Here is a 24,089-nt window from a genome sequence, read left to right as displayed (position 1 = left end):
CTGCAATCGAGCTGTTTTATTGCTAGTTTTAGCAGTAGACGTTTTCATAAAAGGAATAAAAACATGACAGAAAAGCGCAATATTGCACAGAATCTGGCCGAAGATGAAGTGCTGCAATGGGTAACCTTCCAACTGGAGAACGAAACCTATGGCATCAATGTGATGCAGGTTCAGGAGGTGTTGCGCTACACCGAAATTGCACCGGTGCCGGGTGCGCCTGAGTACGTACTGGGGATCATCAACCTGCGTGGCAATGTGGTGACTGTCATCGATACCCGTTCCCGCTTCGGTCTGCCTTCCGGTGATGTGAGTGAAAACTCCCGGATTGTGATCATCGAGGCCGAGAAGCAGGTGATCGGCATCATGGTCGACAGCGTGGCTGAGGTGGTTTATCTGCGTTCTTCCGAAATCGATGCGGCACCTGCGGTCGGTACTGAAGAGAGCGCCAAGTTTATTCAGGGGGTGAGCAACCGCGATGGGCAACTGCTGATCCTGGTTGACTTGAACAAGCTGCTCTCCGATGAAGAGTGGGAAGATATCGGTTCCCTCTGATAAATAAGGTGATGTTTTGATAATCGAGATGGTTGCCTTGGGGATGTCCCTGATTGCCTTGGCGTTTGCCTCTTATATTTGGTTCAAGAGCAAGCGCAGCAAGCAGGAGTCCGAGGCCAGTGTGGCAACCCTGCAAGGTCAGTTGGAAAGCTTGCGCAAGCAGATGATGGAACTCCATACCGGCGCTATTGGCATGGGGCAGCGTCTGCAGTCGGTGGAAGGGGCGATGCAGCAGGTCAATGAGCGCCAGCAAGAGCTGACCATGCAGGATCCCGAACGCAGGCTCTACAGCCGAGCGGCAAAGATGGTCGAACTGGGCGCCGATCTTGATGAAGTCATGAGTGAGTGCGAGTTGCCAAAGGCAGAGGCTGAGCTCTTGATATCGTTGCGAAAAGGTCGCTCTTGATGATTCAGGAAGGCAATTGCCTTCCTGAATTTTATGGCGTGCAGCCGCTTTTCCCCCAGCAGCGTTGAGCGAGTAGTTTCTACCGTATTTTCTTTGTGATCCCGGTCGCCAGTCAGTTCAATTGTTGCATCTTTGAAAAGACGTATTCGAATACTGTGTTAAGATGCAGACCGCTTCATTTTCTCTGAAATAATCCCCATGCTGCTTCAAGTTAACAATCTGAGCTGCGTGCGCGAAGATCGCACTCTGTTTGAACACCTCTCTTTCTCTGTTGCGCCCGGCGATCTGGTGCAAATTGAAGGGCCCAACGGGGTCGGCAAGACCAGCCTGTTGCGATTGTTGACCGGGCTGTCGCAGCCGTTTGCCGGTGAGGTGTGCTGGAATGGGGAGAATATTCGTCACTGTCGTGATGAGTATCATGCCAATCTGCTCTATCTCGGCCATCAGCCCGGTGTCAAAGCGGCGCTGACCCCTTTTGAAAACCTGAAGTTCTACCAGCAGTTGCATTACCCGCAGCAAACAGAGACTGACTTGTGGCAGATATTGGCCCGGGTAGGGCTGGCCGGATTTGAAGAGAACCCGACCGGGCAACTCTCTGCAGGCCAGCAACGCCGGGTGGCTCTGGCCAGACTCTGGCTGTCACAGAAACCGGCACTCTGGATCCTCGATGAGCCCTTTACCGCCATCGACAAGCAGGGGGTCAAGGTGCTCGAGCAGCTTTTTCTGGCCCACGCTGAGCGGGGCGGCATGGTGATCCTCACCACCCATCAGGATCTGACCCTGATGCAGGGACGGCTGAAGACTATCTCGTTGATCCCCTTCGCCTCGACATTGCAGGAGTAACGCCATGTTGCGCGCTGTTATGCACCTTATTCACCGTGAACTGCTGATGGCTCTGCGCCAGCGTTCCGATATTCTCAACCCGCTCTGGTTTTTCCTCATCGTCATCACCCTGTTTCCGTTAGGCATTGGCCCTGAGCCCAAACTGCTGTCACGTATTGCCCCGGGGATCATCTGGGTGGCGGCGCTATTGGCGGCCATGCTGTCGCTGGAGCGACTGTTTCGCGACGACTTTGCCGATGGCGCGCTGGAGCAGATGATGCTGATGCCGCACCCGCTGGGCTTGCTGGCGCTGGCGAAAGTGGTCGCTCACTGGCTGCTGACCGGCTTGCCGCTGCTGCTGATCTCTCCCTTGCTGGCGATTTTGCTGTCGCTGGATATGAACACCTATCTGGCTGTCGTCTCGACGCTGGCACTTGGCACTCCGGTATTGAGTCTGCTCGGCGCGGTCGGGGTCGCGTTGACGGTGGGACTGCGCAAAGGCGGGGTGCTGCTCAGTCTGCTGATCCTGCCGCTCTATATTCCGGTACTGATTTTTGCCACCTCAGCCATCGATGCCGCGGGGATGAGCTTGCCCTATGGCGGGCAGCTTGCCATTCTGGCCGCCATGCTGGTGGGGGCTTTGACACTGACGCCGCTGGCTGTGTCGGCGGCGTTGCGGGTCAGCCTCAACTGATGGCCGTGAGCTGAACCGGATTTGGCTCCGAACGGAGTCTTTTTACAAAAAATAATGTTGCGATGGATCAAGGAGAGTGCCGCTTATTGCTTTCGGGGTATTTGATGCTGCCCTGCGGTCGGTATGGTAGGCCTCGCCAAACGATTAATAACAAAAAGGTTTTGTGAGCTATGTGGAAATGGTTGCACCCTTATGCCAAACCGGAGCGTGCCTATCAGCTGGCAGGCACGCTGTTGCCCTGGTTTGTGGTGATTAGTCTGCTCTCGTTTGTGATCGGTACTGTCTGGGGCCTCGCGTTTGCGCCAGCGGATTACCAGCAGGGAGATTCGTTCCGGATCATCTATATCCACGTGCCTTCCGCCATTCTCTCCATGGGAGCCTACTCCACCATGGCGGTGGCCGCCTTTATCGGCCTGGTGTGGCAATTGCGGATGGCGGACATGACGGTTGCAGCCATTGCGCCGGTCGGCGCCGTATTTACCTTTATTGCCCTCTTTACCGGTGCCGCCTGGGGCAAGCCGATGTGGGGAACCTGGTGGGTGTGGGATGCGCGGCTCACCTCTGAACTGATCCTGCTGTTTCTCTACCTCGGCGTGATTGCTCTCTACAACGCCTTCAGCGACAAGGTGGTCGCTGGCCGTGCGGCCGGCATTCTGGCACTGGTTGGGGTGATCAACCTGCCCATCATTCACTACTCGGTGGAGTGGTGGAACACCTTGCATCAGGGGGCTACCATCACCAAATTTGACAAACCCTCCATTTCACCCGAGATGCTCTGGCCGCTGTTGATCATGATCCTGGCGTTTGCCGCGTTTCTCGGGGCCCTGACCCTGATGCGTTTTCGTAATGAACTCCTGATGCGGGAGTGGCATCGCCCCTGGGTCAAAGAGATTGCAGAGCAGGAGAAGTAAGCATGCACTTTGCCTCTTTCAGTGATTTTATGGCGATGGGCGGTTACGCCTTCTATGTCTGGCTCTCATTTGGCCTGACGCTGGTGTGTCTGGTCGGCATCATCATTTCTACCCGCATGAAAACCCGCAGCCTGCTCGCCGAGTTGCGCAGCAAACAGGCACGTGAGGCCCGTCGCAAGGCGGCCCAGCAGATGGAGAACACCCTATGAACCCGAGACGCAAAAAACGCCTCACTATCATTCTGGCCATTACCCTGGGTCTGGCGACCGTCAGCGGGCTGGTGCTCTACGCACTCAGTCAGAATATCGACCTCTTCTACACCCCGAGCGAGCTGGTGGAGGGGAAGGGGCCGGACAAGATCAAGCCGGAAGAGGGGCAGCGCCTGCGCATCGGTGGATTGGTCGTGCCGGGATCGGTACAGCGGGATCCCCAGAGCCTCAAGGTTGCCTTCAAGCTGGTGGATAATGGCGGTCATCTGGTGAAGGTCGAGTTTGACGGCATCCTGCCGGATCTGTTCCGTGAAGGGCAGGGGATTGTTGCCCAGGGCACCCTCAAGGATGCCACGACCGTAGAGGCGTTCGAGGTGCTGGCCAAGCACGATGAGAACTACATGCCGCCGGAAGTGGCCGATGCCACCAACGGCATGCACTTCAAGCCGGAGTATACCGAGGCGCAGTTGAAGGGAGCCAAGCAGTGATCCCTGTGGTGTTTGCCTTTTCCGCTTTGCCTGCCGTGCGTGGTGCGGCTGTTGTCACCGTTCAATTGAAAGGAATGCCTTCATGATCCCGGAATTAGGTCAGTTTGCGCTGATCCTGGCCTTTGCCACCGCCCTGCTGCTGGGTAGCTACCCGCTGCTGGGCGCCAGTTGGGGGCGTCTTGGCATGATGTCGGCGGCCCGTCCGCTCGCCTATGCCCAGTTCTTGCTGCTGCTGCTGTCGTTTCTCTGCCTGACCTGGGCCTTTATCGATAACGACTTCACCGTGCAGTATGTGGCCACTAACTCCAACAGCCTGCTGCCGCTAGCATATCGCATTTCCGCCGTATGGGGCGCCCACGAAGGCTCCCTGCTGCTGTGGGTACTGACCCTGGGTGGCTGGACCGCGGCGGTAGCCATGTTCAGCCGCCGTCTGCCGCTCGATGCTGTCGCGCGGGTACTCGGCGTGTTGGGGCTGATCTCGGTCGGCTTCACTGCCTTCGTGTTGTTCACCTCCGATCCCTTCACCCGCACCTTGCCCTATTTCCCGGTAGATGGTCGTGACCTCAATCCGCTGCTGCAGGATCCGGGTCTTATCTTCCATCCGCCGATGCTCTACATGGGTTATGTGGGCTTCTCGGTAGCGTTTGCCTTTGCCATTGCTTCGCTGATGACCGGTCGTCTCGATGCGACCTGGGCCCGCTGGTCTCGTCCCTGGACCATGGCTGCCTGGGTATTCCTGACCCTCGGCATAGTGCTCGGCTCCTGGTGGGCCTATTACGAACTCGGTTGGGGCGGCTGGTGGTTCTGGGATCCGGTAGAAAACGCCTCGTTTATGCCCTGGCTGGCGGGTACCGCTCTGCTGCACTCGCTGGCGGTGAGCGAGAAGCGCGCCACTTTCAAGGCGTGGACCGTGCTGCTGGCCCTCTCCGCCTTCTCGTTGAGCCTGCTGGGTACCTTCCTGGTGCGCTCCGGCGTGTTGGTGTCGGTCCATGCGTTTGCCTCCGATCCGACCCGCGGTCTGTTTATTCTCGGCTTCCTGCTGGCGGTGATCGGCTCATCCTTGCTGCTGTTTGCCTTCAAAGGCTCGCAGGTGAAGAGCCACGGCAAACACGAGTTGTGGAGCCGCGAGACCCTGCTGCTTTGCAACAACATCATGCTGGTGGCGGGTCTGCTGACCGTGCTGCTCGGTACCTTGCTGCCGCTGGTGCACAAGGAGCTGGGGCTGGGGAGCATCTCTATCGGTACTCCCTTCTTCAACCACATCTACAGCTGGCTGATCATCCCGTTTGCCCTGCTGCTGGGGATTGGCCCGCTGTTTCGCTGGCGTCGTCAGGAGCTGGGGGAACTCAAAAGCAAGGTGGTTGTGGCACTGGTGCTGAGTCTGGCCGCAGCCTTGCTGTTGCCGCTGCTCTTTGCCGAAACCTTCAAGCCGTGGGCGGCGGTAGGGATTGGTCTGGGGGCCTGGATCATCGTCACCAGCGTGCAGGAGACCTGGGCGCGGGCTACCCACAAGCACAGCTTTGCAGTCGGTGTGCGCAAGCTTGGCAACAGCCACTGGGCCATGATCCTCGGCCATGTGGGGCTGGCAGTCAGCATCATAGGTATCGCCTGCACCCAGAATTACAGCATCGAGAAGGATCTGCGGATGCAGGCGGGTGATCGGGTGCACTTTGCCGATTACGAGTTCGTCTTTGCCGGGATCAAGGAGAAGAACGGTCCCAATTACGATGGCTTCAAGGGCGTGCTGGAAGTGCACCGCAATGGCAAGCAGGTCGCCCTGCTCAAGCCCGAGAAGCGGATGTACAAGGTGAGCCGGATGCCGATGACCGAGGCGGCCATCGATGCCGGTATCACCCGCGATCTCTATGCGGCGCTGGGGGAACAGCTCGACAACGGTGCCTGGGCGGTGCGGATCTACTACAAGCCGTTCGTGCGCTGGATCTGGTTCGGCGGCGTCTTTATGGCCATTGGTGGCGTGCTGGCGATGCTGGACAAGCGTTACCGTTTCGGCCGTCGTGAGGAGGAGGCCAAGGCATGAACAAAAAGACCTGGTTGTTTTTAATCCCCTTTATTTTGTTTTTATTAATGCTTGGTTTTCTTCTTAAGGGACTTGGCTCCGATCCCACCAAGCTTGAGTCTGTGATGGTGGGCAAAGAGGTGCCGGTGTTCACCCTGCAGGACATTTACGATCTGAACAAACAGCACGATCGCAGTATCCTGACCGGTCGCCCCATGTTGCTCAACGTTTGGGCCACCTGGTGCCCCACCTGCTACGGCGAGCACACCTACCTCAAACAGCTGGCAGGGCAGGGCATTCCCATCATCGGCATGAACTACAAGGATGAGCGCGACAAGGCGATCAAATGGTTGGCTGAGCTGGGCAACCCCTATCAGGTCAACCTCTATGATCCGGACGGCATGCTGGGGCTGGATCTCGGGGTATACGGCGCGCCGGAGACCTTCTTTATCGACAGCAAGGGGATCATCCGGTATCGCCACGTGGGGGATATCAACCCCGAGAACTGGGCGTCGACCCTCAAACCCATCTTTGATGCCATGAAGTGAGGGGAGTCTTGATGAGAGTATTTATTGCTTCCCTGCTGCTGTTGCTGGGATGGGTGGTGCAAGCGCCGGCCATGGCCGCTATCGATGTCTACACCTTCGACAACGACAATCAGGAGCAGGTCTTTCGCGAACTGACCAAGGAGCTGCGTTGCCCCAAGTGTCAGAACCAGGATATCGCCGACTCCAATGCGGGGCTGGCCAAGGACTTGCGCGACAAGACCTACCAGATGGTGCGCGAGGGCAAGGATAAAGAGGAGATCGTGGATTACATGGTGGCCCGCTACGGCAACTTTATCCTCTATAACCCGCCCCTGATGGCCTCCACCCTGATCCTCTGGCTCGGCCCGCTGCTGGTGATCCTGATCGGTGGCGCCGTGGTCGTGATGCGCAGCCGCCGGCCCCCTGCGGTGAAAATACAACTGGATAACGCCCTGAGCGAGGAGGAGCAGCGCCGACTGGCCGAGCTGCTCAAAGAGGAAGAGAAACAATGACCGCTTTTTGGATAGTGATTGCGGGCTTGCTGGTGCTGGTGAGTCTGGCGCTCGTCGTGCCGCTGTGGCGTGGTGAAGGCAAACAGAGCATCAGTCGCTCGGCGCTCAACAAACAGCTCTATCGCCAGCGGCTGCTGGAGATTGGCGAAGAGCGCGAGCAGGGTGTCCTGGCTGAGGAGTCCGACTCGCTGGTCGAGCTGCAACGAAGTCTCTTGGATGATATCCCTGATGTGGAGCAGACTGCCCGCAGTGGCAAGAGTTTGATCTGGATCCCGGGTGTGCTGGTGCTATTGGTGGTGAGTCTGGGGCTCTACTACAAGTTGGGCTCCTGGCAAGAGGTGAGTCGCTGGCAAGATGCCAGCAGCCGTCTTGGCGAGCTGAGCAACCGCATTCTGGTGGAACGCGATGCCCAGGTGACCGAGCAGGATCTGCTGGATTTCACGCTGGCACTGCGTACCCGCCTCAAGGATGAACCGAACGACTACCGCGGCTGGCTGCTGCTGGGACGCTTGGCGCTGGATGGCAATGATCCCGAGATGGCCAGCGAGGCGCTGGAGCGGGCCTACACGCTTGCCCCCCAGAAATCGCTGGTGGCGGTGCCCTATGCGCAGGCGCTGATGATGACGGGGGATGAGGCGCAAGCGGATGCCCTGTTGCAGGCTGCTATCGCGCAGGATCCGGACAATATTGAAGCGCGTTCCGTCTATGCCTTTATGGCGCTGCAAAAAGAGGACTTCCAGACCGCGCTGGCTCGCTGGCAGGCGATGTTGCCACTGATGGAGAAAGGTACCCCCCGTTACGTGATGGTCGAGCGCTCCATGGAGTACGCCCGCGCGCAGCTCAAGCAGCGCGGCATCGAGGTGACGAATTCAGGCGCAGCCAAAGCGGGCGCAGTTGAGGGACAACCGCTGGCGGTGAAGGAGGGGGAATTCCCCATCCACGTCACGTTGGCGGCGGGCATTCAGATGCCGGAAGATGCCCATCTCTTCGTCTTTGCCGTGGTGCCCAACGGGCCGCCCATGCCCATCGCCGTGAAGCGTATTGCAGGGCCAACCCTGCCTGTTACCCTTTCACTCGGGGATGGCGATGCCATGATGGAAGGTAGCAAACTGGCGGCCTATCCGGAGCTGCAGTTCAAGGCACGTCTCTCGCGCGGTGGCAATGTGATGAACAAGGAAGGAGCCTTCGAAGGGGTATCCGTGCCGGTCAAGACGGCCGAGATCCCTGCTGCTCCGATTGACATCCGCATAGATCACGCCCTCTAATATGCCTTTGGATAACCCGGCCCCTGGATAGGAGCCGGGTTATCTATACTTCTGATAAATCAAAATAAAACGTCAGGACAATCATATGTATCTTCGTTCAGGGGCCATACTGGCAGCCCTCTTGCTGGCTGGCTGTGCCGGTGGCCCACCCAAGCCTGGCCCAGAGAGTCTGGATCTCAATCCCGGCATGAATAATCCGGGTGCCACCAGTACGGCGGCCGATCCGCGCGATCCCTTCCAGGGGGCCAACCGGGCCATGTGGGCGGTCAACTATGATGTGCTGGAGCCCTATGTGGCACGTCCTGTGGTACATGCCTATGCCCGCTACATTCCGGTAGGGGTGAAGGATGGCATTGCCAACTTTGTTGCCAACTTTGATGAGCCAAGCAGCATGGTGAACCATCTGATCACCGGTGATTTGAAAGGGGCAGGCACCAACCTGGGGCGCTTTACCCTCAACACCACGGTCGGTCTGCTGGGTATCTTCGATGTGGCCAAACATGCCGGCCTCGAGCGCAACAAGCTGGAGATGGACACAGTGCTGGGCAGGGCCGATATCGGTAATGGTGCTTACATCATGGTGCCTGTCTACGGCCCGACCACCACCCGGGAGCTGGTTGGTGATGCGATTGACAGCTTCTACTTCCCCTATGCCCTGTTGACCTTCCCGATGAAGGTCGCACACTGGGCGCTGGATGGCTTGGGCACACGTGCCAAGCTGATCGATCAGGAGCGGATCATCGACAACTCCCTCGACCCCTATGCGCTGACCAAGGACTTCTACCTGCAATATAACCAGGGCAAGGTGACGGGCAAGCAGACCGAGCTGAAAGCGTCTCAGCAAGAGCAGGCTGACGATGCCAATCTGGATGAATACATGGACGAGCTGGACCAGTAAGCGGGTCATCTCGATATGTAAAAGGCGCCTGCGGGCGCCTTATTCACTTTCGCAGCCATATCGAGATAAAAAAACGCCCCGCAGTGCGGGGCGTTTTGGCAAGCGAGGCTGATTAGGCAGCCAGATTCTTGGCCACGAATTCCCAGTTAACCAGAGCCCAGAAGGTTTCCATGTACTTCGGACGCAGGTTGCGGAAGTCGATGTAGTAGGCGTGCTCCCACAGGTCAACGGTCAGCAGCGGGGTGGTACCGGCTTCAGTCAGCGGGCAGCCAGCGTTGGAGGTGTTGACGATAGCCAGAGAGCCGTCAGCTTTCTTCACCAGCCAAGTCCAGCTGGAACCGAAGTTGCCGATGGCAGATTTGGTGAAGGCATCTTTGAACTCGGCGAAGGAGCCGAATGCCTTGTTGATGGCCTCAGCCAGGGCGCCAGTCGGCTCGCCACCGCCATTCGGGGAGAGGCAGTGCCAGTAGAAGGTGTGGTTCCAGATCTGGGCGGCGTTGTTGAAGATGCCGCCGTTGGAGGTCTTGATGATCTCTTCCAGAGACTTGCCTTCAAACTCTGTACCCGGCACCAGATTGTTCAGGTTGACCACGTAGGTGTTGTGGTGCTTGCCGTGGTGATATTCCAGAGTTTCCTGGGAGATGTGCGGTTCCAGAGCGTTGATTGCATAGGGCAGAGCGGGAAGTTCGAATGCCATTTTCTACTCTCCATTGGCTGGACCGTGCGAAGGCGACGGTTGCAAGACATTGCGTACTCTTTTCTATATGTGAAAAGAGTTGTTTTTAAAATGATGGGGCTGGGTAGCCCAAAGCCAAGGGATTGTAGCAGTATCAAAGATGGCCTAACAACTCTTGATTGGCGCCATGATCACGATCAATCCTGTGTGGGTTCTTTGCACAATTCGAGCCGGGCCACCCCTTTGTCAGTTTGTGCTCGGGCAAGATTGCAGTAGAATGGCCGCCGAAATCGCTCTAGTGAGGCACCTATGGAAACTATTGAAAAGATTAAGCAGCAGCTGGCTGACAACCCCATCATCATCTACATGAAGGGCTCCCCCAAGCTACCCAGCTGTGGCTTCTCTGCCCAGGCCTCCCAGGCTCTGATGTCCTGCGGCGAGCCGTTTGCCTACGTTGATATCCTGCAAAATCCGGATATCCGCGCCGAATTGCCAAAATTCGCCAACTGGCCGACCTTCCCCCAACTGTGGGTTGAGGGTGAGCTGATCGGTGGCTGTGACATCATGATCGAGATGTTCCAGGCTGGCGAGTTGCAGGCTCTGATCAAAGAGACTGCTGCCAAGTACAAGAAAGATGATGCTGCAGCCGAGTAATCGGTTCTGTGTTGTCGAGAGGGAGCCTTATAGGCTCCCTTTTTTATTGTCCCGGTTCTGGCAGGCAAGCAACTGATTGCCGGTTGCAAAAAGCAACGCAATTGCCCTGAAAAATCTAATCTTTACGGCTTTGTTTTGGAGTTGTTAATTATATTCTTCGCCAATATGTGATTACTTTTTTTAATCCGTTGAGATTCAAGTGTTGCTGTCATCACATTTTTTGATAATTTCACCGTAACGCAGTCTCTTTGTAGATTTTTTTGTGTTTATGCTCACATTAATTGCAAGTGATAGAACCTAGTATCGCTTCGCCCTGTGAAATAAAACCCTACAAATTAATAAATAAAAAGAGATTTGCGATGAAGATGTATAGCAATCTGCCCATTGGTCTTCATGATATTACTGAAGCCAAAAAAAGACTGACCAATCATATATACAAGACCGCGCAACTACCCTCTAACTACATCAGCGAACGTTGTCATGGCGAGGTTTACCTCAAACTTGAAAACATGCAACGTACAGGATCTTTTAAAATTCGTGGCGCCTTCAACAAGCTCAGTTCATTAAGTCTGGAAGACCGACAAAAAGGTGTTGTCGCCTGCTCGGCGGGTAATCATGCCCAAGGTGTATCACTCTCCAGTGCTATGCTGGGAATTGATGCCAAGGTGGTCATGCCTTGCTGCGCCCCCAAATCAAAAATTGCTGCAACCAGTGACTATTCAGCCAAAGTGATCCTCCATGGAAATAGCTTCAATGACACCATTGCCAAAGTCAGCGAAATCGTGGAGATGGAAGGCCGCGTATTTATCCCCCCTTCGACGATGCAAAAGTGATTGCCGGCCAGGGCACCATTGGCCTGGAAATTATCGAAGATTTGTATGATGTCGATAACATCATAGTACCGATCGGTGGCGGTGGTTTGATTGCCGGTGTTGCCATGGCTATCAAATCTATTAATCCGACCATCAAGGTGATTGGTGTGCAATCCGAGAATGTGCACGGTATGGCGGCCTCTTTCTATGCCGGTACCATGACCAATCATAGAACCAGCAGCACGCTTGCCGATGGCTGTGATGTGGCAAGACCTGGTTCACTGACCTTAGAAATCGTCAAACAATTGGTGGATGATATTGTACTGGTCACCGAGGATGATATTCGTCATAGCATGGTTGACCTTATTCAGCGCAACAAGGTGATTACCGAAGGGGCGGGAGCTCTGGCCTCGGCAGCGCTGCTCAGTGGCAAGCTGAAACATTATGTCGAAGGTAAAAAGACCGTCAGCATTATTTCGGGTGGCAATATTGATCTGACCCGGATCGCCGAAATTATCGAACAGAACAATATTCGTCAATTTAGCCTGTAAGGAATGCAGTCATGATATTAGACAGTGTTGTCACCGGCAGTAAAGAGAATACGCGTGCATGGCGTAAATCGGATACCACATGGGGATTAGGTCTGTTCGGTACTGCTATCGGGGCGGGGGTCTTGTTCTTTCCAATCCGGGCCGGATATGGTGGCCTGATCCCAATATTAATCATGCTGGTGCTGGCTTACCCCATTGCATTTTATTGCCACAGGGCGTTGGCCAGATTATGTCTTTCTGGCAGTAATCCATCGGCAAATATTACCGAGACCGTTGAAGAACATTTTGGCAAGATGGGTGGAGTGGTAATTACCTTCCTCTATTTCTTTGCCATCTGCCCACTGCTGTGGATATATGGTGTGACGATCACCAATACCTTTATGGCATTTTGGGAGCATCAACTACAGTTGGTTCCGCTTAATCGAGGTGTGGTTGCACTGGCATTGTTGATGTTGATGGCATTCGTGATCTACTTCGGTAAAGATCTGATGGTCAAGGTGATGAGCTATCTGGTCTTTCCCTTTATTGCCAGTCTGATCGTTATCTCTCTCTCCCTCGTCCCGTACTGGAACAGTGCCGTCTTTGATCAGGTCAATCTGAGCGAGATATCGATGTTTGGTCACGATGGTATTCTGGTTACCGTCTGGCTGGGGATCTCCATCATGGTCTTCTCCTTCAACTTCTCGCCGATAGTCTCTTCTTTCATTGTCTCCAAACGGGAAGAGTATGAGCAGGAGTTCGGTCGTGATTTTACCGAAAAGCGCTGCTCGAAGATTATCTCCGGTGCCAGCATGCTGATGGTGGCCGTGGTGATGTTCTTTGCCTTCAGCTGCCTCTTTACCCTGTCACCGCAAAATATGGCGGAAGCCAAAGCCCAGAATATTCCGGTGCTCTCCTATCTGGCTAACCACTTCTCCTCAATGACGGGCAGCAAGTCTGCGTTTGCCACCACCCTGGAGTATGCGGCGTCCATTATCGCACTGGTTGCTATCTTCAAATCCTTCTTCGGTCACTATCTGGGGACGTTGGAAGGGTTGAATGGCCTTATCCTCCGCTTTGGCTACCAGGGCGACAAGAGCAAGGTTTCCAGTAAAAAACTCAATATGGTCAGTATGTTGTTCATCATGGGTTCGACCTGGCTGGTCGCTTATGTGAACCCCAACATCCTCGACCTGATTGAGGCAATGGGGGCGCCAATCATCGCTTCCCTGCTCTGTCTGCTGCCGATGTATGCGGTGAGCAAGACACCGGCACTTGCAAAATATAAAGGTCAGGCCAGCAACCTGTTTGTCACCATCATCGGTGTGCTGACCATCCTGAATATAGTTTCCAAGCTGTTCTAAAAACCTTTTCTGCAAGTCATCAACCATTCAGGCTCCCCTGGCGGGGTCTGGATGGTGCAGTCAGACATGAGCAATAACCGGTTCTTCGTTGGCCACAATTATGTGGGCCCTGGGTAAGGCTTGCCGTTTTTTGACTTTCTGTTTATGGCGAAATGCCCTGATTGCAGTGACTCGACATCATAAATATCGAGGCGATGTAATGAAGTTTGATTCGTTGGTTCTGGTTATCAATTGCGGCTCTTCGTCGGTCAAATTCTCGGTACTGGAGAGTCAATCCTGTGAGGTGGTGATATCCGGTATGGCTGATGGTATTGATACAGCCCATCCCCAATTGCAAGTGGGTAAAGAGCCCGCTATGTCATTACCTGAAAATAACCACACCTGTGCATTGGCTGCCATTGCGGCTGAATTGAAAAAACGGGATCTGCTGGATGCCATTGCACTGGTTGGTCATCGAATTGCTCATGGTGGTAGTGAATTTAGTGAAGCCGTGATCATTGATGAACATGTATTGGCCAAAATCAAGCAGGTGTCACCTTTGGCTCCCCTGCACAATCACGCCAATTTGAGTGGTGTGATGGCGGCTCGTCAGCTATTTCCCACACAACCCCAAATTGCGGTATTTGATACCGGTTTTCACCAGACCCTGAAGCCGGAAGCCTATATCTATGGGCTGCCTTACCAATATTTGCAGGATTACGGCGTACGTCGCTATGGTTTCCATGGCACCTCCCATCGCTATGTTGCCGAGCAGGCTTGCGTATTTATGGGGCTGGATGAGCAACATGCCGGTCTGGTCATCGCTCATCTGGGCAATGGCGCCTCTATTTGCGCGGTGCAGGATGGCAAGAGCGTCGATACCTCAATGGGGATGACGCCGCTGGAGGGGCTGATCATGGGCAGCCGCAGCGGCGATATCGATTTTGGCGCGCTGGCCTATATCGCCAGCAAGACGGGGCAATCCATCGAGGATATCGAGCGGGTATTGAACAAGCAGTCCGGCCTGCTGGGTATTTCGGGGCTCTCCTCCGATATGCGGGTATTGGAAGCTGCCTATCATGAAGGACATTCCGGGGCAAAATTGGCCATTCACGCTTTTGTCCATCGAATTGCCCGCCATATCGGCGGCCATGCCACCTCATTGCGCCGGCTGGATGCCGTTATTTTCACCGGCGGGATCGGCGAGAACTCGGCCTTTATCAGAAAGCTGGTATGCGAACGGCTTCAGGTATTTGGCGTAGCGATCAGCGAGCCGTTTAACCAGCGTCCCAATAGCGAGGGCTGCCGGGTAATTTCGGCGGCAGAGTCCATGGTGATGGCGGCAGTTATTCCCACCAATGAAGAGAAAATGATCGCGCTGGATGCCATTCGTCTGGGGCAGCAGGTTCGTCAGGCCGAGTGCGTCTGACATCTTCCACTGTAGTGTCATGAGTAGTGAATGAGGTTTATTTGATGAAAGTTGATATGCAATTGGATCAGGATAAATTCCGTCAGGCATGGCAAGGGTTTGCCGGTGAAAACTGGAAGCACGAGATCAACGTCCGTGATTTTATCCAGCAGAACTACACCCCCTATGAAGGTGACGAACAGTTTTTAGCAGATGCGACCGAAGCGACCACCACCTTGTGGAACAAGGTGATGGAGGGGATCCGCATCGAGAATGCCACCCACGCGCCAGTCGATTTTGATACCAATATTGCCACGACCATTACTGCCCACGGGCCGGGCTATATCGAGCAGGGGCTGGAAAAAATCGTTGGCCTGCAAACCGACAAGCCCCTTAAAAGAGCACTGCATCCGTTTGGCGGCGTAAATATGATCCGCAGTTCTTTTGAAGCGTATGGCCGGGAGATGGATCCCGAATTTGAATATACCTTCAGCGAATTGCGCAAAACCCATAATCAGGGGGTGTTCGACGTCTACTCTCCCGAGATGTTGCGCTGCCGAAAATCGGGAATTTTGACCGGTTTGCCGGATGGTTACGGCCGTGGTCGCATTATCGGAGATTATCGTCGGGTCGCGCTCTATGGCATAGATTATCTAATCCGTGAGCGGGAGCTGCAGTTTGCCGATCTGCAACCGGCGCTTGAACGGGGAGAGCAGCTGGAGCAGGTGATCCGCCAGCGCGAGGAGCTGGCCGAGCACAAGCGGGCACTGGTGCAGATCAAGCAGATGGCGGCCAGCTACGGCTTTGACATCTCCGGGCCGGCACGCACTGCCCTGCAGGCAGTGCAGTGGCTCTACTTTGCCTATCTGGCGGCGGTGAAGTCGCAAAATGGCGGGGCCATGTCCCTCGGTCGTACCGCCACCTTCCTCGACATCTATATCGAGCGGGATCTGAAGGCGGGGCTAATCAGCGAGCAGGATGCCCAGGAGCTGGTCGATCACTTCATCATGAAGATCCGCATGGTGCGTTTCCTGCGTACTCCCGAGTTTGATTCCCTCTTCTCCGGCGATCCCATCTGGGCGACCGAGGTGATCGGCGGCATGGGGCTGGATGGTCGCACCCTGGTGACCAAGAACTCCTTCCGCTACCTCCACACCCTCAAGACCATGGGGCCGGCGCCCGAGCCCAACCTCACCATCCTCTGGGCGGAAGGACTGCCGCGGGCCTTCAAGACCTATGCGGCCCGCGTCTCCATCGATACCTCATCCCTGCAGTATGAGAACGATGATCTGATGCGCACCGACTTCGAGAGCGATGATTACGCCATCGCCTGCTGCGTGAGTCCCATGGTGATCGGCAAGCAGATGCAGTTCTTCGGTGCCCGCGCCAACCTCGCCAAGACCCTGCTCTATTGCATCAACGGCGGGGTGGACGAGAAGCTGAAGATCCAGGTCGGCCCGAAAGTGGCGCCTATCATGGACGAGGTGCTGGATTACGACACCGTCATGGCCAGCCTCGACAGCTTTATGGATTGGCTGGCGGTGCAGTACATCAGCGCGCTCAACCTTATTCACTATATGCATGACAAATACAGCTACGAGGCTTCCCTGATGGCACTGCACGACCGTGACGTCTATCGCACCATGGCCTGCGGTATCGCCGGTCTATCGGTAGCGGTCGATTCGCTGGCAGCCATCAAGTACGCCCGGGTCAAGCCGGTGCGCGATGCGGATGGGCTGGCGGTCGATTTCGTGATTGAGGGGGAGTATCCCCAGTACGGCAACAACGACGAGCGGGCCGACTCCATCGCCTGCGATCTGGTCGAGCGCTTCATGAAGAAGATCCAGGCGCTGCCGACCTACCGCAATGCGGTGCCGACCCAGTCGATCCTGACCATCACCTCCAACGTGGTGTATGGCCAGAAGACCGGCAACACCCCGGATGGCCGCCGCGCCGGTGCCCCGTTTGCCCCAGGGGCCAACCCGATGCACGGTCGGGATCGCAAGGGGGCGGTCGCTTCGCTGGCCTCGGTGGCCAAGCTGCCGTTCAAATACGCCAAGGACGGGATCTCCTACACCTTCTCCATCGTGCCAGGGGCGCTCGGCAAGGAACCGGCCAATCGCGAGAACAATCTGGTGGGGCTGATGGATGGCTACTTCCATCACGAGCGGGATGTGGAAGGGGGTCAGCACCTCAACGTCAACGTGATGAACCGCGAGATGCTGCTGGATGCCATCGACAATCCGGACAAGTACCCCAGCCTGACCATCCGGGTCTCCGGCTATGCGGTGCGCTTCAACGCCCTGACCCGCGAGCAGCAGCAGGACGTCATCTCCAGAACCTTCACCAACATGATGTAACTCTCATGCCCGGGGTGAGCAGGCTTGCTCCGGGCCTACTTTTTGTTTGTCAGCACGAGGAAGTAACAGATGCGACAGGTTATCACTACCAAGGCGGCGCCGGGTGCCATCGGCCCCTATGTGCAGGCCACCCGGATTGGCAACATCCTCTACACCTCCGGTCAGATCCCGCTGGACCCGGTGAGCGGCGACGTTGCGGAGGGGATCGAAGCGCAGACCCTGCGCTCCCTGCAAAACGTACAGGCGATTGTCGAGGCGGCAGGCGGTGAGGTGCGCAACATCTTCAAGACCACGGTGTTTGTCTCGGATCTGAACGACTTTGCTACGGTCAACCGGGTCTACAACGACTTCTTCACCGAGCACGATGCCATGTATCCGGCTCGCTCCTGCGTAGAAGTTGCTCGGTTACCGAAGGATGTGAAGATCGAGATAGAGGCGATTGCTGCGCTGTAACCCCATCGGGAGTGTGTCAGCAAGCCAAAACAGAGCGGCTGCCAATGGCAGCCGCTTTTGTCTATATGGTCATCGGGCAGATCAGGCGATCCGTTCGATACGAGCCATGTAGAAGCCGTCGAAGCCGGTCTCGGACGGGCTCACGGTGTGATCGTCACGCAGACGGAAGTTTTCGTTGGCGGCGAGGAACTTGTCCACCTGCTGGCGGTTCTCCTCGGGCAGGATGGAGCAGGTTGCATAGACCAGCAGACCACCCACTTTCACCATCTGGCTGTAACGCTGCAGGATCTCTTCTTGCAGCGCGACCAGCACCGGCAGACGCTCGGCGGTATCACGCCACTTGGCATCCGGATTGCGCTTGAGTACGCCAAGACCTGAGCAGGGCACGTCCAGCAGTACACGGTCGGCGCTCTCTTTGAGGCGCTTGACGGTCTTGCTGCTGGTGATGACCCGGGTCTCCACGTTGTGGGCACCGGCGCGACGGGCGCGCTGCTTGAGGTTCTCCAGTTTCCACTCTTCCACATCCATTGCCAGCAGACGGCCTTTGCCCTGCATCATGGCGGCGATATGGAGGGTCTTGCCACCGGCACCGGCGCAGGCGTCGATAACGCGCATGCCCGGGGTAACTTCCAGCGCAGCAGCAACCAGCTGGGAGCCTGCGTCCTGCTGTTCGAAGCAACCATCGGCAAAGGCCTTGGTGCGGAACAGGGCTGCGTCGGAGGTGACCTGCAGGGCTGTCTCCACACCTTCAACCGGAATGGTGGTGACATGCTCTTTGGCCAGAATGGCTTGCAGCTCATCACGGGTACACTTGAGGGTGTTGACCCGCAGGTAGCGCTTGGGCATCCAGGCCAGGGCGGCACGCTCGGCAGGCCAGGCTTCACCCAGCTGCTCGCTGCCCAGTTTCTCCAGCCAGCTCGGGCAACCATCCATCAATACCGGGTTCTTCTTCGCCTCGGTCAGACGGCGGCGGAACGCCTCTTCATTGAAGCGATCCAGGGTCGGGTTGTTGGGCTGGGCAATTTTGTGGAAGGCGTGCCAGCTGTGCAACAGCGGCCAGACATTCTTCTCGGCCTGACGCACCTGAATGCCGGTGAGAAAGCAATATAGGCTGAGACGGCGCAGCAGGTCGCCGGTGACCAGGGCAATCCTTGCCTGTTCTTGCGGTTTGAGTTCGATGCCGGAGAAGTGACGGGCATAAGCGCGGTCGAGGGTAAGACCCTGACCGAGCACATCGTCAACAATGGCAACGACCAGATCCCCGAAACGGGGCAACAGTGGGGATTTGAGCATGAGATTAACCTTGGCCAGATAAAGATGAACCGCACCTTTGTGAAGAGGGGCAGTTCTAAAATTGACAAATCCGCGCAATGATAGGGGTTAGACGGGGTTGGCGCAACACTCCCCATGGGTGAGTGGCTGAAACAGTGGCGCCGGGCTTCTTGATTCGGCGGGATAATGATGCCGGTAATGGTTCAAAAAAGTGCATGACTACAAGGATGACAAAGATGCATGTGACCAGTAAGTGTTCGTTGGCCCTGGTGGTGGCCAGTTTGTTGGGGTCAACCAGCCTGATGGCCAGCGAGTGGCGCACGGTAGCCGCCAGAGCGACTGCGGAGCAAGGTTATGAGGTGCGGGCCAATCAGTTTCGGGTGGCCAAGGTGCCGCTCGACTATTTTGCCGGGCTGCAAGCCGGGGCGAGTGAGCTGACCCTGCCGCTGCCCGATGGGGGGGAGGTCACCTTTGCTCTGGAAGCCTACGACTTGCTGCCAGCAGATCTTGCCGCCAAGTATCCGCAGATCCGCACCTTCAAGGGGTACAACCCGGTGCATCCGATAGAGACGGGGCGCTTCGATCTGGGGCCGCAAGGTTTCCACGCCATGTTCAGCCATCAGGGCAGGATGGTGTTTGTCGATCCGCTGCGCAATGCCGAAGGCTACGCCATCTATTACCAGCAGGATGCCCATAGTCGATTGGAAGAGGCTGCAGATGAGGTGATAGGGCCCAAGCTCAGCAAACTGGTGCGCAAGGTGCAAGTGGATGGCAATGTTCGCAAGCGCTACGTCATTGCCATTTCGGCGACAGGAGAATTTACCCAATACCACGGTGGCTCCAAAGCGCTTACCATGGCGGCGATTGCGACCTTGCTCAACCGCGTCAATCAGGTCTATCAACGGGATGTGGGCGCCGAATTCGTGCTGGCCAGTGGCAATGACAACCTGATCTTTACCGATCCGGCCAGCGACTTGTTTGCCAATGATAATTCGGATGCGCAGACCAATATCGGGGTACAGGCTTATTACTTTACCAATATGCAGCTCGGTAATTTTGATATCGGCCATGTCCTGAATACCAATGGCGGCGGTCTGGCCGGATTGGCAGTGCTCTGCACCAATCAGAAGTCTGGTGGGATGTCGGGTTCACCCACACCGGTTGGAGATGCCTTCTTCGTTGACTATGTGGCTCATGAAATTGGCCACCAGTTTGGTGCTGATCATACCTTCAACGGCACTACCGGGAGTTGCGGTGCTGGTACCCGGGTTGCGAGTCAAGCCTATGAGCCTGGTAGTGGCAGCTCCATCATGGCCTATGCCGGTATTTGTGGTGATGAGAATATCCAGACTCACAGCGACCCCTATTTTCATAGCAAGTCCATCGAGCAGATGCGTGCACACATGGCGACCGTATCGACTTGTGGAACCACACTCGCGTTGAGCAATAATGCCCCGCAGGCAGCTGCAGGGGGGGACTATGTGATCCCTGCCAATACGGCCTTTATGTTAAAAGGGGCTGGTGGAGATCTGGATAATGATTCTCTGCTCTACAACTGGGAGCAGATCGATCTGGGTACTGAATCGAGCAGTGCCGCCACCATGATTGACGATGGCTCCCGGCCGCTGTTTCGTTTTGTCTCTCCCACGGCATCGCCGGAGCGGATCCTGCCGAGTTTGCCATCCCTGCTCTCCGGCACGCTTGCCAAAGGAGAGGCCTGGCCGACTACCAACCGGGATCTCAATTTCAGACTGACGGTGCGTGATGGTCAGGGTGGCGTTGCCAGTGATGACATGAAAGTGCAAGTGATCAATACCGGCGCGGCATTTCGCATCACCAACCCGTTTTACGGGGTGACTCTCACTCCGGGGGCCAGTCAGGCCGTAGCATGGGATGTGGCGGGCACAACTGTGGCGCCGATCAGTTGCAGCAAGGTGGACATCTCGGTGACTCAGGATGAGGGCGCAAGCTGGACAATGCTTGCCGCCGGACAACCCAATAACGGCGCAGCAACGGTAACGTTGCCTGCCGATCTCACCAGCAGCGTCAGGCTGAAAGTGGCATGCAGCGACAATATCTTCTTTGCCATCAGTCCCCTCAAATTGCCTCTGGTGCAAGGTGGCTCGACTTCAGGTGGCGGCGGTGGTGGCGGCGCGCTCGGATTGTGGACGCTGGCTCTGGCGCTGCTCGGCTGGCAACGGAGGCGTACATGAAGGGAGTCCCTCTGTTACTGCTTGCCATGCTCGGCGGCTGTCAGGCCGATGCCAGCACGCTGGAACAGGAGCTGAGTGCAAACCTCGCCAGGCAGGATTACCGCCTGATAGTGATAGCCGGGCGGGGAGAGTTCGCCCCCGGTATTGCAGCCGAGCAGCAGGCAGAGGCCAAGGCGCGCTGTGGCAAGCGTTATCTGGATGGATTGGGCGATGTGATAAGGCCCGGTCAGCAAGAGATACATGCCAAGTTGAGTGCTTACGCCAGCGAGTATAACCAGCGTATGGTGATTCATTGCCCAATAGCATCGGGCGCTGGCAAGCAGTAATACACCAACGAACCAATCCAAATGGAGGGGATACTCATCCCCCTATCTATCCGTGAAGGCGCCAATGGCGCCTTCACTTTTTTCCGTTGTTGAATGGGGCCAGTCTGTATTGCCTGAGATGGGGAGCGCGGGTGTAGCACGATTTTTCAGCGTGACAGAAGTTTTGTGCGAATTTTCTTTTCTGTCTGTCACGCAGATCGTCAATTGACGCTGCACCATACTTGTTGTCACCAAGGTAGGGCAAGGAGGCTCTATGAAGCATGGCATTGCGGTGATTATCACCAGTTTGTCTGTTCAGGTTGCAGCAGAACCACAGTGGACCTTCATGGATGAAAACTTGGAAAGGGGAGGGATCTATGATGTGCGAGCTGAAAAGGTCAGAGTGGTGGTTCCTGACAAGCCTTTTGAACCCGGGCATCTCGCCAGTGTATTGACCTTGCCATTGCCGGATGGCACTACGGTGCAGTTTGATGTTCATCCCAATGCCTTGCTCCCGGAGCCTTTGGCCCAGCGCTACCCTTCTATCAATACTTACAGTGGGAAGGCTATCGATCGGGCGGCGGATACAGGCCGATTCGATGTCACCATACATGGTTTTCACGGTATGTTTACCCATCAGGGGCGTACCTTTTATGTCGATCCGCTTCAGGACGGTTTCTCTTATGCTGTTTATGAACAGCAAGATGCCTGGCGGCGACAGGATGTGGATCAGGTGATTGATCCTCATGGTATCGAGCGTGAGCGAGCTGTGCTGGTCGATGGCAATTTGCGCAAGCGCTACACCATCGCCATCTCGGCAACCGGGGAATATACCCAGTATCACGGTGGTACCAAGGTTGCAGCACTCTCGGCCATTGCAACACTGCTTAATCGGGTCAATGAAGTCTATCGCCGTGATGTGGGGGCCGAGTTTCAGCTTGCAGCCGATACAGACAAGGTGATTTTCACTGATCCGGCGACGGATCCTTTCACCAACTCGACCCAGGATATCGCCATCAACCAGACCCAACAGGGGGTGTTGCTCAATCCTTCTTTTGATCTGGGCCATCTGCTGGCGACATCAGGCGGCGGGGTGGCGACCCTGAGATCTTTATGCAACCCTTTCAGCCGTTCACGGGGCATGACCGGAGGCTCACAGCCTATCGGTGATGCATTTTTTATTGATTATGTGGCTCACGAATTGGGGCACCAGCTGGGGGCCGAGCACTCCTTCAATGGCATGGCCGACAGTTGTGCCACGGGTCGCAAGGCTAGCTCAGCCTGGGAACCGGGCAGTGGCTCGACCATCATGGCTTATGCCGGGATCTGTGGTGAGGAGAATCTGCAGGTTAACAGCACTCCTTTCTTTCACAGCAAGTCGATCGAGCAGATGCGGGCTCTGATGGCCTCTCTGCCCTCCTGTGGCACCGACCTAGCGCTTGCCAATAACGCGCCGGTTGTGGATGCGGGGGGCGATAGGGTGATCCCCGCCAATACGCCTTTCACTCTTGTCGGTAGTGCGCTGGATCTGGATGGTCATCCCCTCAGTTACACCTGGGAGCAGGTTGATCTTGGCAATGCATCCTACAGCGTGGCAACCATGGTGGATGATGGAACCCGCCCGCTGTTTCGCTTTGCTTCACCGACATCGGATCCCCGCAGAACATTGCCCGCCATGAGCTCTCTGATATCGGGTGTCTTGGCCAAAGGAGAGGCGTGGCCTGCGACCAATCGCAATCTCCAGTTCCGCCTTACCGTACGTGATGGTCAGGGGGCGGTGAGCAGTGATGAAATGGTGGTTCAGGTGATCAATACCGGCGCGGCATTTGCCATCACAGCTCCGCAGATCGGCGCCATGGTGGCGGGTAGCACTCAGCTAGTGACATGGAATGTTGCCGGGACCGATCAGCCTCCTATCAATTGTCCCAGTGTGGATTTGGCACTGACACAGAATGGCGGTTCTACTTGGACTGCGCTGGCAAGCGGGCTTGCCAATAACGGGTCGGCCAGTGTGGTGTTGCCTGCACCGTTGACCAGCACGGCCAGGCTGAAGCTGGCATGCAGCAATAATATTTTTTTCTCTATCAATGGGATAAGAGGTAATGCGTCTGCCGCTACGGAAAGTGCAACTGTCATTACCGACAACAATGTGGGTGGCGGCGGTGGTGGTGGTGCAGTGAATCTTATCGTGATCCTCCTGATGGGAGGGGCAGCCGGATGGCGCAGGTATTACGGTTAGCCGTCAGTTTGCTGTTTCTATATATCTGCGCAGCGCCTGTTGTGGCCGCATCACTGACCGAGGCAATAGATGAAAGTCTTGCTGCTCAGGATTATCGGCTCATCGTGCGCGGCGGACGCGGTGGTATGGCCCCGGGGGTTGTGGAGTCACTGCAAGCAGAAGCGAGAACCCGGTGCGGAGTCCGTTATCTGAAAGGGTTCGGTGATGTAATTGAGATGGGCAAGGAGTCTGAGTTTGAGCAACGGATTGACTATGCCACCCGATATAACCGACAGATGCTGGAAAGGTGCATGCCGGAGGCGATTTCAAGGCCGTAGTGGCTGTTCAACAACGGCGTGTAAATCGGCATGATTGGAGTTATAACTCTAATATTCCAAACATAGTGATAGCCTCATGGGAATGATTCGATGACTCACATATGAGCCTCCATATAATTTTTTTGGAGCTTTAACTCTATTAAAAAGAACTGCTGAAAATGCTAACAAAATGAGCTATTTATAAACTATAACTCACTAACTGCATG

Annotated in this window: 23 protein-coding genes and 1 pseudogene; 22 read left to right on the top strand and 2 right to left on the bottom strand. The window is 55.9% G+C overall.

The window, feature by feature from the left end:
* Positions 1-63 precede the first annotated feature (63 nt).
* From OKC43_RS04090 to OKC43_RS04035, 12 genes are all read left to right on the top strand, one after another.
* On the top strand, positions 64-552 hold the full coding sequence (locus OKC43_RS04090; protein ID WP_005298836.1) for a chemotaxis protein CheW: 489 nt from the start codon (positions 64-66) through the stop codon (positions 550-552).
* A gap of 28 nt (positions 553-580) precedes the next feature.
* Positions 581-958: a DUF2802 domain-containing protein gene (locus tag OKC43_RS04085; RefSeq protein WP_005334692.1), complete on the top strand. Its 378-nt coding sequence runs from the start codon at positions 581-583 to the stop codon at positions 956-958.
* A 198-nt stretch (positions 959-1,156) separates the two neighbouring features.
* Positions 1,157-1,801: a cytochrome c biogenesis heme-transporting ATPase CcmA gene (gene ccmA, locus OKC43_RS04080; RefSeq protein ID WP_270803958.1), complete on the top strand. Its 645-nt coding sequence runs from the start codon at positions 1,157-1,159 to the stop codon at positions 1,799-1,801.
* A gap of 4 nt (positions 1,802-1,805) precedes the next feature.
* The gene (ccmB, locus tag OKC43_RS04075) at positions 1,806-2,474 is read left to right on the top strand and encodes a heme exporter protein CcmB (protein ID WP_150389464.1); all 669 of its coding nucleotides are present in this window, start codon (positions 1,806-1,808) and stop codon (positions 2,472-2,474) included.
* Between the two features lie 170 nt (positions 2,475-2,644).
* Entirely contained in the window at positions 2,645-3,385 is a 741-nt protein-coding gene (locus tag OKC43_RS04070) for a heme ABC transporter permease (RefSeq protein WP_021229891.1), read from the top strand.
* Between the two features lie 2 nt (positions 3,386-3,387).
* On the top strand, positions 3,388-3,594 hold the full coding sequence (gene ccmD, locus OKC43_RS04065) for a heme exporter protein CcmD (RefSeq protein ID WP_005353657.1): 207 nt from the start codon (positions 3,388-3,390) through the stop codon (positions 3,592-3,594).
* Positions 3,591-4,082, top strand: a complete 492-nt coding sequence (ccmE, locus tag OKC43_RS04060; protein WP_005334685.1) for a cytochrome c maturation protein CcmE — start codon at positions 3,591-3,593, stop codon at positions 4,080-4,082. Before ccmD ends, ccmE begins: the two co-directional genes overlap by 4 nt.
* 82 nt (positions 4,083-4,164) lie before the next feature.
* Entirely contained in the window at positions 4,165-6,120 is a 1,956-nt protein-coding gene (locus OKC43_RS04055) for a heme lyase CcmF/NrfE family subunit (RefSeq protein WP_193860087.1), read from the top strand.
* The gene (locus OKC43_RS04050) at positions 6,117-6,647 is read left to right on the top strand and encodes a DsbE family thiol:disulfide interchange protein (RefSeq protein ID WP_005362026.1); all 531 of its coding nucleotides are present in this window, start codon (positions 6,117-6,119) and stop codon (positions 6,645-6,647) included. The genes OKC43_RS04055 and OKC43_RS04050 overlap by 4 nt, the downstream gene beginning before the upstream one ends.
* Positions 6,648-6,658: 11 nt before the next feature.
* Positions 6,659-7,138, top strand: a complete 480-nt coding sequence (locus OKC43_RS04045; protein WP_040065315.1) for a cytochrome c-type biogenesis protein — start codon at positions 6,659-6,661, stop codon at positions 7,136-7,138.
* Entirely contained in the window at positions 7,135-8,403 is a 1,269-nt protein-coding gene (gene ccmI / locus OKC43_RS04040) for a c-type cytochrome biogenesis protein CcmI (RefSeq protein WP_019444735.1), read from the top strand. The genes OKC43_RS04045 and ccmI overlap by 4 nt, the downstream gene beginning before the upstream one ends.
* 85 nt (positions 8,404-8,488) lie before the next feature.
* Complete coding sequence (locus tag OKC43_RS04035) at positions 8,489-9,301, top strand: MlaA family lipoprotein (protein ID WP_005334673.1); 813 nt, start codon at positions 8,489-8,491, stop codon at positions 9,299-9,301.
* Between the two features lie 112 nt (positions 9,302-9,413).
* Here OKC43_RS04035 and sodB read toward each other — a convergent pair whose 3' ends face one another.
* Positions 9,414-9,998, bottom strand: a complete 585-nt coding sequence (sodB, locus tag OKC43_RS04030; RefSeq protein ID WP_019444736.1) for a superoxide dismutase [Fe] — start codon at positions 9,996-9,998, stop codon at positions 9,414-9,416.
* A 288-nt stretch (positions 9,999-10,286) separates the two neighbouring features.
* On the opposite strand from sodB, the gene OKC43_RS04025 reads away from it, so the two are divergent.
* The 6 genes and pseudogenes from OKC43_RS04025 to OKC43_RS03995 all read left to right on the top strand — a co-directional run bounded on the left by OKC43_RS04025 (position 10,287) and on the right by OKC43_RS03995 (position 17,537).
* The gene (locus OKC43_RS04025) at positions 10,287-10,631 is read left to right on the top strand and encodes a Grx4 family monothiol glutaredoxin (RefSeq protein WP_005353650.1); all 345 of its coding nucleotides are present in this window, start codon (positions 10,287-10,289) and stop codon (positions 10,629-10,631) included.
* Positions 10,632-10,990: 359 nt separating this feature from the next.
* A pseudogene (tdcB, locus tag OKC43_RS21730) lies at positions 10,991-11,994 on the top strand (bifunctional threonine ammonia-lyase/L-serine ammonia-lyase TdcB).
* An 11-nt stretch (positions 11,995-12,005) separates the two neighbouring features.
* Positions 12,006-13,337 carry a threonine/serine transporter TdcC gene (gene tdcC, locus OKC43_RS04010; RefSeq protein ID WP_019444738.1) on the top strand — a complete coding sequence of 444 codons (1,332 nt, stop codon included), beginning with the start codon at positions 12,006-12,008 and terminating at the stop codon, positions 13,335-13,337.
* A gap of 88 nt (positions 13,338-13,425) precedes the next feature.
* Positions 13,426-14,745 (top strand): propionate kinase, encoded by a 1,320-nt coding sequence (gene tdcD, locus OKC43_RS04005; protein WP_270803955.1) that lies wholly within the window; start codon positions 13,426-13,428, stop codon positions 14,743-14,745.
* 44 nt (positions 14,746-14,789) lie between these two features.
* Complete coding sequence (pflB, locus tag OKC43_RS04000) at positions 14,790-17,084, top strand: formate C-acetyltransferase (RefSeq protein ID WP_270803954.1); 2,295 nt, start codon at positions 14,790-14,792, stop codon at positions 17,082-17,084.
* A gap of 69 nt (positions 17,085-17,153) precedes the next feature.
* A complete protein-coding gene (locus OKC43_RS03995; RefSeq protein ID WP_270803953.1) occupies positions 17,154-17,537 on the top strand; it encodes a RidA family protein in 384 nt (127 codons plus the stop codon).
* An 81-nt stretch (positions 17,538-17,618) separates the two neighbouring features.
* Here OKC43_RS03995 and OKC43_RS03990 read toward each other — a convergent pair whose 3' ends face one another.
* Entirely contained in the window at positions 17,619-18,830 is a 1,212-nt protein-coding gene (locus OKC43_RS03990; RefSeq protein WP_139398667.1) for an RsmB/NOP family class I SAM-dependent RNA methyltransferase, read from the bottom strand.
* A 215-nt stretch (positions 18,831-19,045) separates the two neighbouring features.
* Between OKC43_RS03990 and OKC43_RS03985 the strand changes: the two genes are divergently transcribed.
* The 4 genes from OKC43_RS03985 (at position 19,046) to OKC43_RS03970 (ending at position 23,883) form a co-directional block, all read left to right on the top strand.
* Complete coding sequence (locus OKC43_RS03985; protein WP_270803951.1) at positions 19,046-21,022, top strand: reprolysin-like metallopeptidase; 1,977 nt, start codon at positions 19,046-19,048, stop codon at positions 21,020-21,022.
* The gene (locus OKC43_RS03980) at positions 21,019-21,348 is read left to right on the top strand and encodes a hypothetical protein (RefSeq protein ID WP_005362007.1); all 330 of its coding nucleotides are present in this window, start codon (positions 21,019-21,021) and stop codon (positions 21,346-21,348) included. Before OKC43_RS03985 ends, OKC43_RS03980 begins: the two co-directional genes overlap by 4 nt.
* Before the next feature lie 253 nt (positions 21,349-21,601).
* Complete coding sequence (locus tag OKC43_RS03975; RefSeq protein WP_270803950.1) at positions 21,602-23,566, top strand: reprolysin-like metallopeptidase; 1,965 nt, start codon at positions 21,602-21,604, stop codon at positions 23,564-23,566.
* The gene (locus tag OKC43_RS03970; protein ID WP_080768659.1) at positions 23,545-23,883 is read left to right on the top strand and encodes a hypothetical protein; all 339 of its coding nucleotides are present in this window, start codon (positions 23,545-23,547) and stop codon (positions 23,881-23,883) included. The genes OKC43_RS03975 and OKC43_RS03970 overlap by 22 nt, the downstream gene beginning before the upstream one ends.
* Positions 23,884-24,089 lie beyond the last annotated feature (206 nt).

The organism is Aeromonas sp. Y289-2 (genome assembly GCF_027705925.1).
Taxonomy (GTDB): Bacteria; Pseudomonadota; Gammaproteobacteria; order Enterobacterales; family Aeromonadaceae; genus Aeromonas; species Aeromonas veronii.
This window is presented reverse-complemented; position numbering and strand designations above follow the sequence as displayed.